Here is a 12,036-nt window from a genome sequence, read left to right as displayed (position 1 = left end):
AGCCGCGACCGCGTCAACGCAACTGCGTCGTCCCTTGCCCGCCGTCGTTCCGGCGAATCTTCGATGAGCGGCGGCGGAGCAATGCTGCGTCGTCACCCGCCCACGCTCAAATCGCCCCCCACCAGCGCCGGTGCAGCACCCGCGCATGGCTGCGCCGCAGCCATTGCCGGACCTGGCGCTCGTCGGCGCGCTCGGGATAGGGCCAGGCGGCGGGCGCGGCGTCCGGCAGCCAGCCGTTTTGCCGCCACAGCGCATCGTGCGCGGCGAAGTAGCCGTGGTTGACCAGCACTTCGAACTCGACGTCGAGGAAGCGGTCCAGGTCGGTGCGTAGGCGGCCGAGCACGTCGCGCACCAGCGCGGGGCTGTAGCCGTCGGCGCCTTCGTCGCGGTAACCGGTCAGGCTCCAGTACACGCCGCTGAAGGAGCCGCTCTCGGCCTGGCCGAAGAACAGGCGCTTGCGCAGCGCTTCGGCCTGGTTGCCCATGACCTGGGTGTAGCGCATCAGCCGCGACAGCCACCAGCGCTTGCTTTCGAACACGAACGGGCCGCCGGCGTCGGACACCAGCACTTCGCGATAACGGCGCAGGCTGGGTTCGGTGGCGAGGTTGTCGTAGACGCCGCCGTCGCTGAGTTCGATCCGCGCGCGCAGCGCGTCGCCGTCGTCGCCGCGATAGTCGCCGCGCTGGTAGTCGCCCGGCGGGGCCTCGAAGCGGACCGGGCCGAACACCGGCGGGAAGCACGAAGAGGCGGCGACCGCGCAGCTCAGCCGCACCCGCTGCGCGCCGTCGCGCAGGTAGCCGGCGAGGTAGTCGCCGACGCGGCGGCGCGAGAATTCCCAGTTCACGCCGAAGCTCAGGTCGGTGGCGCAGAACACGAACGAGGGCGATTGCGGCAGGTCGTCGAGGCGGCGTTCGCCGAAGGCGCGGATGTAGCCGCGTTCGAGCAGGCCGATGCGCCACGACGGCTTGAGCCAGTTGAACGGCAGCGTCGCCAGCACCGGCACGGTGCGGATGTCGCGCGCGGCGACCGCGCGGAAGGGCTCGACCACTTGCGCGCGAAAGTCGATGCGGTCGCTCCACGCGGCGAAGCTCTCTTCGCCGTCGCGGCGGGTGTCGAGGTAGCGGCAGGCCAGCCAGGCCGAGACGATGCTGCCGCCGGAGACCGAACTGATCAGGCTCAGGCCGGCGAGCAGGCCGGCCTCGTGCAGGCGCAGCAGGCTGCCCAGGTGGAACAGCGCGGCGCGATAGCCGCCGCCGGACAGGCACAGGGCGCGTCCCTCGCGCGGGTTGATCCCGCTGCGCGCGGCCAGTTCGGCGCGGTGCGCCTCGCGGCGCACGCGCAGGCGCTCGAGTTCGACATCGGTGCTTTGCATGGGGACGCCTCGGTGGCGGCAGCGCGCGCAGGCGCCGCGGGGCAGTCCGCCATTGTGCGCGCGGCGCGTCTCCCAGGCTGTGACCGGACCCGCCGCGGCCGCGCCGGATCGCGCGGGCGTCGCGTCCGGCCGCGCGGCGCTTGCGCGCCGCACCCCGGCCCTCGCCCGTGGGAGCCAGGGCCGGGGCGCCCGCGCGATCCCCTATCCGAAGACGGAATTCAGGCCACCCGCTCCAGCGCCGGCGCGGCGTCGTCGCGGGCGAGCCGCGGCGGCGGCAACAGGCCCCATTCGGTCAGCGCGCGGACCGCGGCGGCGCCGCCGTTCTCGGCGCGGATCTTCTCGCCCAGCTCGGCCGCCGCGCGCACCCGCTCGGGTTGCAGCGCCGCCGCCACCGCCTGCGCCATCTGTTCGGCGGTGACCGTGCGCCGGTCCAGCGCCGGCGGCGCCGCGCCGAGCGCGTGCATGCGCCGCGCCCAAAACGGCTGGTCGCCGAAGAACGGCACGAACACCGACGGCACGCCGGCGCGCGCGGCCGCCACCGTGGTGCCGGCGCCGCCGTGCTGCACGGTCGCGGCCATGCGCGGGAACAGCCAATCGTGCGGCGCGGCCTCGATCACGTAGACCTTGTCGTTCAAGCGTCCCGGATCGCAACGCAGGCCGCCCCAGCCGGTCGCCAGCACCGCGCGCCGGCCGCTGATGCGCACCGCGTCGAGCACCACCTGGGTCAGCGCCTCGGCGTTGTTGGCCAGCATGCTGCCGAAGCCGAAGTAGACCGGCTTGTCGCCTTCGGCGAGGAACTCGGCCAGCGCTTGCGGCGGTTGCCACACGTCGGCCTGGTCGAGGAACCAGCTGCCGGTGACCTTGACCTCGGCCGGCCAGTCGTCCGGCGGCGGCAGGATGTGGCGGCTGTAGCCGTACAGCACCCGCATGCGCTCGGGGTTCTTGTCGAAGAACGGCCCGTACCACGGGAACAGCGGCAGCTTGAGCTGCGGCCGGATCGCGCCGTTGACCGCCGGCTTGAGCGTGTACCAGGCCAGCAGCTTCATCACCGAGAACAGCGCCATGTTGACCGCGCCGGGGAACTCGCGCTCGGACCAGAACGACAGCGGCGAGAGCTTGCGCGAAGGCGTGAACGGCTGCAGGTGGGCCTGGATGAAGGGGATGCCGTCGGCCTCGCCGATCGCCTTGGCCAACTGGGTGACGATGCCGGTGCCGACCAGCAGCGCCGCGCCCTTGCACGCCGGGCGCGCTTCCTGCGCCCAGGTCGCCGCCCACTGCGCGAACTTGGCGCGGGTGTGCTGGACCAGGTACCAGGGGTTGAGCGCCTTGTCGACCGTCTCGGGGTTGTTGGTCAGCAGGTCGCTGAAGTCGGCGCTGATCGCGGCGAACTCCAGCCCGGCCTCGCGCACCAGCGGCGCGAAGTTCTCGCTGGTGACGATGCGCACCGGATAGCCGGCGCGCTTGAGCGATTGGCCCAGGCCGATGCACGGGCGTGCGTCGCCCTGGGTGCCGACGGTGAAGATCACCACCGCGCCGGGCGTGGGATCGGCCGCGGCCGCAGCGGCGACGGACGCGAGGGTTGCGGTTGCAGGGGCGGAAGCGGACACGTGCGTCTCCTTACGAATAGGCGGCGACCAGCGCCGCGGCCGCGGTCAATGCGGCCGGCGGCAGCGCGTCCGCGCGCGCGGGCTGCGCGGACGCGCCGTGCAGGCGCTCGCGCAGGACCCGGCCGATGTGCGCGGCGGCGCGCGGCTCGAGCATGGTCTGGTGGTGGCAATCGACTTCGTGCACCTCGAACCGTCCGGCCACGTGCGCCTGCCAGGCGTTGGCGCGGTAGTGCAGCAGGCCGTCCAGGTCGACCCGCTCCTTGCGCCGCGCGTCGAAGAACAGCACGTCGGCGTCGATGCGCTGCGGCGCGTAGCGGCGCGCCAGGGTCAGGTTGTTGCGGGTGACCGCGGCGACGTGCTCGATCAGCTTGGCGTCGTCCTTGAGCACCTGCTGCACCAGCGGGTTGGAGAACACCTCGTATTCCTGGCACAGCAGCTCGGTCAGCGCGCGCATGTCCTGCGGCGCTTCGCGCAGGCGGTGGTGGAAGCCGAGGAACTTGAGCACGGCCTGGGCCTGCTGGGCCTCGTCCGGCGCCGCCGGCTCGGCGGCGAAGGGATAGGAATCCATCATCGCCAGCAGTTCGACCTTGTCGCCTTCGCGCTGCAGCTGCGCCGCCACCGCGTGGCCGATCAGGCCGCCCAGCGACCAGCCGAGCAGGCGATACGGGCCGTGCGCCTGGACCTTGCGCATCTGCGCGATGTAGTCGGCCGCGACTTCCTCGATGCTGCCCGGCAGCGCGCCGCCGCGCAGGCCGCGCGACTGCAGCGCGTACAGCGGCAGCTCCAGTTGGCGCAGCATGCCGGTGAAGGCCCAGCCCACGCCGGTGACCGGATGGATGCAGAACAGCGGCCGCTCCTGAGCAGTCCGCTCCTGCGCGCCGCCGCGCAGCGCCAGCAGCGCGCCGAGCGGGTCGTTGTCGCCGCCGCTGCGTTCCAGCGCCGCGGCCAGGCCGGCGATGGTCGAGCCTTCGAACAGCGCGCCCATCGACAGCTCCGAGCCGAAGTGGCGCGGCAGCGCCGCGACCAGCTCGGCGGCGGTCAGCGAATCGCCGCCGAGCTCGAAGAAGTTGTCGTGGATGCCGACGCGTTCGAGCTTGAAGATCCGCTGCCAGATCGTCGCCAGCTTGCGCTCGGCCTCGGTGCGCGGCGCCACGTACGCGCTCTGGCGGCTGCGCTCGGGCGGGCGCAGCGCCTTGCGGTCGAGCTTGCCGCTCGCGGTCATCGGCAGCGCGTCCAGTTCGATCCACGCCGCCGGCACCATGTAGTCGGGCAGGCGCGCGGCCAGCGCGCGGCGCAGCGCCTCGGGCGCGGCGGCGGCGCCGGCGGCGGCCACCACGTAGGCGGTCAGCACGGCGTTGCCGGCGCTGTCGCGATGCAGCGCCACCGCCGCCTCGGCGACCTCGTCGAAGCCGCGCAGTTGGGTCTCGATCTCGCCCAGTTCGACCCGGTGGCCGCGGATCTTGACTTGCTGGTCGGCGCGGCCGAGGTATTCCAGGGTGCCGTCGTCGCGCCAGCGGGCCAGGTCGCCGGTGCGGTAGAGGCGGCCGCCGGGGCGGAACGGATCGGGCAGGAAACGTTCGGCGTTGAGCGCGTCGCGGTTGCGATAGCCGCGCGACACGCCGGCGCCGCCGATGTACAGCTCGCCGGCGCTGCCGGACGGCATCGGCTGGCCGGCGGCGTCGAGCACGTAGACCTGGGTGTTGAGCAGTGGCCGGCCGATCGGCGGCGGCGCGCCGTGGCCGGCGGCCAGGGTCTGCGCGTCGATCTCCATCGCGGTGGACCACACCGTGGTCTCGGTCGGGCCGTACAGATTGGTCAGGCGGCGCGCCTGGCGCACCAGTTGTTCGGCCAGTTCCGGCAACAGCGCTTCGCCGCCGACCAGCGCATGCACGCGCTGCAGGCGCACGTCGGAGTTGGCCAGCAGCATCCGCCACAGCGACGGCGTGGCCTGCATCACGTCGATGCGCTGCTCGTCGATCAACCGCGCCAGCGCCAGCGGATTGCGCGCGACCTCGGCGGTGGTGAGCACCGCGGTGGCGCCGACGGTCAGCGGCAGGAACAGCTCCAGGCCGGCGATGTCGAAGGTGATCGTGGTCTGCGCCAGGTAGCGCTGGCCGGGCTCGGGCCGCAGTTCGCGCTGCATCGCCTGGAGGAAGTTCCAGAAGCTGCGCTGGCCGACTTCCACGCCCTTGGGCACGCCGGTCGAGCCGGAGGTGTAGATGACATAGGCGCCGTGGTCGCCGCCGACCTCGGGCAGCCGCGGCGCGTCTTCCGCGGTCTGCGCGTCGTAGCGTTCGTCCTGGGCGTGCGCGAACAGCAGCGGCAGGCCGCGTCCGGCGAAGGCGTCGGCGAACGCCGGCGCGGTCAGCAGCAGGCTCGGCGCGGCGTCGTCCAGGGTCACGGCGATGCGCTGCATCGGCGCGTCCGGGTCCAGCGGCAGGTAGGACGCGCCGGCCTTCCACACCGCCAGCAGCGCCGACAGCAGCACTTCGTCGCGTGGCAGCGCGATCGCCACGGTGTCGCCGAGGCGCACGCCGCGCGCGACTAGGCGCCGGGCCAGGCGGGTGCTGGATTCGTCGAGTTCGCGATAGCTCAGCCGGGTCTGCCCGGCGATCAGCGCGACCGCGTCGGGGGTGGCGTCGGCCTGGCGCCGGAACTCGGCCAGCGCGGTGGTGTCGCGCAGCGCGGCGTCGGTGTCGTTCCACTGCGACAGCAGGCGGGTGCGTTCGTCCGCGCCGAGCACGTCGATCGCGCCCAGGGCGATGTCCGGCGTTTCCAGCACCGCCTCGATCAGGCGCATCAGCCGGCGCTTGTGCTCGTCGAGTTCGGCGGCCGGGTACAGGGTGGGATTGGCGTCGAAGTCGAAGCGCAGGCCCTGGCCGTCGAGACGGTCGAACACGAACACGGTCAGGTCCTCGGCGGTGCCGTTGTGCAGGTTGCGCGCGCTGCCGCGGTGGCCGAGGAAGTTGTTGTAGTCGTACGGCTCGATGTTGATGCCGAGCCAGGCCATGTGCTGGTCGGGGTTGACCAGGCCCAGGTCGCGGCGCAGTTCCTCGAAGCGGTACTGCTGGTGGCGCAGCGCCGACTTGACCGTGCGCGAGGTCTGCTGGAACAGCTCGCTCATGCTCATGTCCGCGCGCATCTGCAGGCGGATGGCGACGACGTTGGCGACCATGCCCGGAGTGCTGCGCAGCGCGTGGCTGGCGCGGCCGGTGACCGGCATGCCGAACACCAGGTCGTGGGCGCCGCTGGCGCGGTGGTAATAGGCCGCTATCAACGCGATCAGCACCTGCGGCAGGCTCACCGCGTTGTCGCGGGCGATCTCGGCCAGGCGGGTGCGCCCGGCTTCGGACACGTGGCCGCTGGAGCGGCGCAGGCCGCCGTTGTTGCGCACCCGCCGGCGCGCCAGGGTCACCGCCTCGGGCAGGCCGGCGAGCTGTTCCAGCCAGTACTCGCGATCGCGGCGGTAGCGGTCGGAATCGCGGTACGACGCTTCGGCCTCGATCAGCGACGCCAGCGTGCCGTAGCCGCAGGGCTCGGGCTCGACGCCGTCGCGGTAGGCGCAGTACAGCTCGTTGAGCCGCTTGGCCGCCATGCCGCCGCTGTAGCCGTCGTAGACGGTGTGGTGCGCGCGCTGGTACCAGCAGTACAGGTCGTCGGCGAACTTGAAGATCGCGCCGACCCACAGCGGGTCGTGGGCCATGTCGACCGGGCGGTTGATCTCGGCCTGCATCCACACGTCGGCGGCGGCGCGCGGGTCGGGCTCGGCGCTGAAATCGATGTACGGCGTTTCGAACTCGTAGCGCTCGCGCACGATCTGGTACGGCAGGCCGTTGTGTTCGACGATGCGCGCGCGCACGGCTTCGGCCTCGTCGGCGAATTGACGCAGCGCGCGCTGGAACAGCGCCGGCTCGACCGGTCCGTGGATCTCCACCGCCTCGGCGATGTTCAAGGTCGCTTCGGCCGAGGCGAGCTTTTGCCCGACCCACAATCCGCGCTGGGCGGTGGTGAGCGGCAGGCCGGGGGCATGGAGTTCGTTCATGGCGCTTCCTCTGAGCCGGTGCCGGGACGCGCGCGCCCGCCGGCCGGCGGACGCGGTGTCCGTCGGCGCGCCAAGCGGGGTGCGCGCGAGCCTGCGGCCGACTCGTTCTTACGAGTGGCCCCCTCTCCGTGTGTCAGCGAATGCAAAAAAAGTACCAGCACGGCCGCAGCGCAGCGCGCTTGGGCAGGGCCTCTATCCGTGTACATCCGGCGCGAGCGGCGGACGGTGGGCCTTAGTTCTTATCGGTGTCGCAAAGGGGGGACGGAACAAACGATGCGGCATCCCGCCGCGGCGGGCGGACGCGAACGCATCGAAAGGCGACGTTGCGCAATGCGTTGGACGGCGCCTTCGGGGTCAATATCCCCGAGCGCTCAAGTCATGTCCATCAAGGTGGGTGAGAGGCTTATCACAAGTCGAATATTTACGGGGGCGACGGTGAGAGACTTATCACAAGACGGATATGTGAAGGTTTTTCTACAGCGGCGGGCCTTGTCGCCGCGTTCGTATCGGTTTGCGAAAAACGCGAAATTCCCCGGAAAAAAGCCCATGTCGCGCGTTGTCTCGGACTCGCGTTCAATCACGCGCGAGTTGTGATCGTGTCCGATTCGTTTCCGCTGAGCGCGAACGCGTTTTCAGCCACGGCAATGGATTGGTTCGCATGCGAATGTCGATCGCGGTCGCAAGCGCGGGTGAGGATTGGTGAAAAATTATCCAGCACAGAAACGCGCGATGCCGATGCGGCGGCCGCGTTCTCGCCGGTCGCGCCTGCCCGGCGTCCGCCCCGGCGTTCGATCTGGGCTGGGTCTCCGCGGCGGCCAACGAGGGTTGGGCGTCGCCGCCCGGCAGGCGTCTGATGGGATATGATGAGAACGGTTCTCATTTGGAGATTCGCCCTATGACCGTCACCCTGCAGCCCGCGGCGGCGGGCGAGGCGGATGCGCGCGCCGCCGCTGCCGCGTCGGCGTTCCTCGCCCTGGCGCCGGACCCGGCGCTGGACGCGGCCGCGCGCCTGGTCGCCGCGTACGGCGGCGCCGCGCTGCGGCTGGAGCGGATCGCCGCGGCGGCGGGCCTGGACGAAGCGCAGCTGCGCGCGCGTTTCGGCTGCGAACAGAGCCTGCGCGCGGCGCTGGAGCAACGCTTCGCCGACGGCTTCGTCGCGCGCGTGCGCCAGGCCATGGACCGCTGCCGCGACGGCGACTGGGGCGGGCGCCTGCGCGCCTGGGTGCAAACGGCGGTGAGCGCGTACCTGGAGCAGGTGGCGCTGCACGACGCGCTGTTCCACGAGGCGCACGCGCACAGCAAGGGCTACGACCGCCAGGCCTGGCAGGACAATCCGGTGATCGACCAGTTGGTGGAACTGCTCGAAGGCGGCATCGCCGCGCGGGTGTGGGCGGCGCCGGACCCGCGCATGACCGCGGTGATCTTCTTCAGCGCCATGCACGGCGCGGTCGACCGCGCCATCGCCTGCGGCGACGCGCAGGCGCGCCCGGCCGAGACCCGGCATCGTCTGGTCCAGACCCTGGTCGGCCATTTCGAGCGCAACGTGCAGTGGTGGTCGCGGTTCTGAGCCGCGCCACCGCCGGGCGCCGCGCTCAGGCCGCGTGGCTGCGCAGCAGCCGCGCCGCCGCCGCGCGCAGGTCGAGATCGATCGCGTCCCAGATCGCTTCGCCGCCGAGCGCGCGCGCCTCGCGCAAGGCCAGCAGCGCCGCCTCGCGCCCGCCCAGGCGCAATTGCGCCTGGCCGAGCAGCAGCGCGGCCAGCGGCGCGTGCTGTTGCCGGCTCCAGTCCTGCGCCGCGCGCGCGGCGACGATGCAGGCGGCGTAGTCGCCGAGCCGGTACAGCGCCTCGGCCGCGCCGGCGCTGAGCCAGTGGCGGATCTCGTCGCTGCCCAGGCCGCTGTCGGCCAGGGCGATGGCGCGGCCCCAGTGCTTGGCGGCCTGGCGGTGCTCGCCGGCGGTCTGGTGGGCGATGGCCTGGTTGGCCAGGTCGAGCACCCGCGACTCGAGGTCGTCGGGCAGGGCGTTCATGTCCATATGGGTCGGGGTTCCTATCCTGGAGCCGGTCGCAGTGTGAACGAGCGTGCTTGCAATGGTGCGTGAAAACGTCGCCCGCGCTGTTGCCAACGCGGTGCGGGAGCCAAAGGGGTCATGGCCGCGGCAGCGGCCGCTCACTGCAGGTGGAACGGGCGCTCCTGCGCGTCGGCTTCGCCGGCCTCGTCCTCGCCGGCGGCGGCGCCCTCGCGCCCGGACCACAGCTGCGGGTGCTGCGGCAGCCGCGCGACGAAGCGCGCGCCGCCCAGCGGCGAGGGCTCGACGTGGACGGTGCCGCCGTGGCGCTCGATCACCTGGCGCACGATGCTCAGGCCCAGGCCGTAGCCGCCGGTGGCGCGGTCGCGGCTGCGGTCGAGGCGGTAGAACGGCTCGAACACCCGGCGCCGGTCCTCGGCCGGGATGCCGACGCCGTCGTCCTCGACGATCAGCAGCCAGTCGTTGCCGGCCGGCTCGGCGGCGACGCGGATCGCGCTGTCGGCGTAGCGCACCGCGTTGCGCATCAGGTTGGAGAACGCGCGGCGCAGGCTGCGCGGTTCCACCGCCACTTCCCCCAGCTCCGGCGAGATCGCCCATTCGACCTGGGTGGCGCGCATGCGCAGTTCCTCCGCCGATACGCCGGTGGAGGCGCGCAGGAAGCCTTCCAGGTGCACCGGCTCCAGGCTCGGGCGCGGGCCGCTGCGTTCGAGCATGCCCAGGGTCAACAGTTCGCCGACCAGCAGGTCGAGTTCCTCCACGTCGCAGCGCAGCGCGTGCACGCGGGCGCGCGCGACCCGGTCGTCGAGGGTGTCGGCGAGGTTGGCCAGGCCGAACTCCAGCCGCGTGATCGGCGTGCGCAGCTCGTGCGAGGCGGCGTTGACCATGTCGCGCTGGGACTGGATCAGGCGGCCGATCTGGTCGGCCATGTTGTTGAAGTAGGCCGCCAGCTGGCGGATCGAGGAGCCGCCGCGCAGGCGCGCGCGCGCGCCCAGGTCGCCGTCGCCGAACTGCGCGGCGGTGACGCGCAGCCGTTCCAGGTCGCGCCAGTGCGGCTGCAGCCAGATCATCAGCCCCAGCAGCACCATCGCGAACACGGTGAGGTAGGCGACGTAGCGGATCGGGAAGTCGTTCTCGGTGTAGACGATCTGCACCGTGTCGCCGCCCGGCAGGCGCAGGAACAGGTGGTGGCGCTCGTTGCCCAGGTGGGTGCTGGCGCTGCCCAGCCGCGCCAGTTCGGCGCGGGTGCGCTTGGGCAGGGCGCGCAGCTCCTGCGCCGGCACCCGGCTGTAGCGCTCGGGCGTGCGCCGGTTGAGTTCGGCCAGGCGGCGGTCGAGCTCGGCGCCGGCGGTATCGCCCAGGCGCTCGCGCAGCAGGGTCAGCTCGCCGACGAACTCGTGCCGGACCGAGGCCGAGTACTGGTCCGGGAACAGATAGGGAAACACCTGCTGCACCAGCAGGATCGAACACAACAGCAGCCCCGCGACGGTGAGGTACAACCGCACCAGCATCGAGAGCATTCAGTCCTCCCAGGCGATCGGGCTGAACAGATAGCCCCGTCCCCACACGGTCTTGATCTTGCGCGGCTCGTGCGCGTCGTCGGCGAAGTGGCGGCGCAGGCGCGAAATGCTGACGTCGACGGTGCGGTCGACGCCGTCGAAACCGATGCCGCGCCAGCGCCGCAGCAGTTCGTCGCGGCTGAGCACGCGGCCGGCGGCCTGGGCCAGGATCACGAACAGGTTGTAGTCGGCGGTCTTGAGGTCGATCTCATCGCCCTTCCAGCGCACCTGGCGCGCGGTGAGGTCGATCTGCAGGCCGCCGTAGCTCAGGATCGAGGGCCCCGCCGCCTGCGGCTGGGCCTGGCTGCGGCGCAGCACCGCGCGCAGCCGCGCCAGCAGCAGGCGCGGTTCCACCGGCTTGAGCACGTAGTCGTCGGCGCCGACTTCCAGGCCGGTGACCTGGTCGAACAGGTCCGCGCGCGCGGTCAGCATCACGATCGGCAGGCTCGACTGCTTGCGGATCTGCCGGCACACGTCGAAGCCGTCCATGCCGGGCAGCATCAGGTCGAGCACGATCACGTCGGGCGGATCGTTCTCGATCGCGGGCAGCGCGAGGTCGCCGCGCAGCACCACCGAGGTCTGGAAGTCGTAGCGTTGCAGGTACTCGGAGATCAGCCCGGCCAGACGGGCGTCGTCCTCGATCAGCAGGACTTTATTCATGGCCACCTCATGCGAGCCGGCATGGTAGCGCCGGGCGGTGTGGGCCGTGGAGACGATACAAATAAACACATCTGCCGTTGAGGCTAGCGTCAGCCGGGTTCGCGTGTGTGAACATGGGGCACGAAAGGAGGCGATGGATGCGAAGCGCAATCAAGGAAACGATGCGGTGCGGACGCGGACGGTTGCGGTGCCACGCGCGCGCGGCGGCGGGCGGACCCAGCGCGAAGGCGGCCCGGTCGCCGCGGAAGCGGGCGCGATGAGCGCGGCGGGCGCCGGCGCGGCCGCGCGCAGGAATGCTATCGCAGTCGCCGCGGTGTGGGTCGCGGGGCTGGCGTGCACCGTCTGGATCAACCGCGGCAGCGTCGCCTGGGGCTTGCCCGCGATCGCGGCCGCGGCCTGCGCGTGCTGCCTGGCGCTGGGATGCTGGCCGCGCGCATGGCCGGCGCGCGCGGCGCAATCGTTGCTGTGGATCGCGTTGTTCTGCCTGGCCCTGGTGCCGCCGCTGTATACCGTCATCGCCGATACCGCCCTCGCGCTGAACCCGAATCGCTTCATGTGCGACGTCGGCGACCGGATGGTGCGTTGCGGAATGATCGGCATCGAAGCCTTGGCGGTGCCGTGCGTGGTGTTGGCGGCCGCGGTGGTTTGCCGAATCCGGTGGCGCGACGCCGCGGTGGAACGGATCGCGACCGCGGTCGCGCTGGCGATCGCGCTGGTGTGGACGGCGCTCGCGGTGGCGTACTGAGCGCGGCGAGGCGAGCCAGGCGCGGGC

At 71.9% G+C, this 12,036-nt stretch carries 8 protein-coding genes; 2 read left to right on the top strand and 6 right to left on the bottom strand.

The genetic code is table 11. The features are described from left to right. Positions 1-106: 106 nt before the first annotated feature. The 3 genes from BLV01_RS19765 to BLV01_RS19755 all read right to left on the bottom strand — a co-directional run bounded on the left by BLV01_RS19765 (position 107) and on the right by BLV01_RS19755 (position 7,021). Positions 107-1,372 carry a patatin-like phospholipase family protein gene (locus BLV01_RS19765; protein WP_091804028.1) on the bottom strand — a complete coding sequence of 422 codons (1,266 nt, stop codon included), beginning with the start codon at positions 1,370-1,372 and terminating at the stop codon, positions 107-109. A 218-nt stretch (positions 1,373-1,590) separates the two neighbouring features. Further along, positions 1,591-2,979 (bottom strand): glycosyltransferase, encoded by a 1,389-nt coding sequence (locus BLV01_RS19760; protein ID WP_091804025.1) that lies wholly within the window; start codon positions 2,977-2,979, stop codon positions 1,591-1,593. Positions 2,980-2,989: 10 nt separating this feature from the next. Then, positions 2,990-7,021: a non-ribosomal peptide synthetase gene (locus BLV01_RS19755; protein WP_091804021.1), complete on the bottom strand. Its 4,032-nt coding sequence runs from the start codon at positions 7,019-7,021 to the stop codon at positions 2,990-2,992. Between the two features lie 895 nt (positions 7,022-7,916). Here BLV01_RS19755 and BLV01_RS19750 point away from each other — a divergent pair. After that, positions 7,917-8,588, top strand: a complete 672-nt coding sequence (locus tag BLV01_RS19750) for a TetR/AcrR family transcriptional regulator (protein ID WP_091804017.1) — start codon at positions 7,917-7,919, stop codon at positions 8,586-8,588. Between the two features lie 25 nt (positions 8,589-8,613). Here BLV01_RS19750 and BLV01_RS19745 read toward each other — a convergent pair whose 3' ends face one another. From BLV01_RS19745 to BLV01_RS19735, 3 genes are all read right to left on the bottom strand, one after another. After that, a complete protein-coding gene (locus tag BLV01_RS19745) occupies positions 8,614-9,048 on the bottom strand; it encodes a hypothetical protein (protein WP_139178897.1) in 435 nt (144 codons plus the stop codon). A gap of 140 nt (positions 9,049-9,188) precedes the next feature. Further along, on the bottom strand, positions 9,189-10,565 hold the full coding sequence (locus BLV01_RS19740) for an ATP-binding protein (protein WP_091804010.1): 1,377 nt from the start codon (positions 10,563-10,565) through the stop codon (positions 9,189-9,191). Further along, positions 10,566-11,264 carry a response regulator gene (locus tag BLV01_RS19735; RefSeq protein WP_091804007.1) on the bottom strand — a complete coding sequence of 233 codons (699 nt, stop codon included), beginning with the start codon at positions 11,262-11,264 and terminating at the stop codon, positions 10,566-10,568. Positions 11,265-11,310: 46 nt separating this feature from the next. Between BLV01_RS19735 and BLV01_RS19730 the strand changes: the two genes are divergently transcribed. After that, positions 11,311-12,009, top strand: coding sequence for a hypothetical protein (locus BLV01_RS19730; RefSeq protein WP_139178894.1), 699 nt, complete (start codon positions 11,311-11,313; stop codon positions 12,007-12,009). Positions 12,010-12,036 lie beyond the last annotated feature (27 nt).

Origin of the sequence: Lysobacter sp. yr284 (assembly GCF_900107375.1) — a bacterium.
GTDB lineage: Bacteria > Pseudomonadota > Gammaproteobacteria > Xanthomonadales > Xanthomonadaceae > Lysobacter.
The sequence above is the reverse complement of the archived record's forward strand: the minus strand, read 5'-3'. Positions and strand labels throughout refer to the sequence as shown.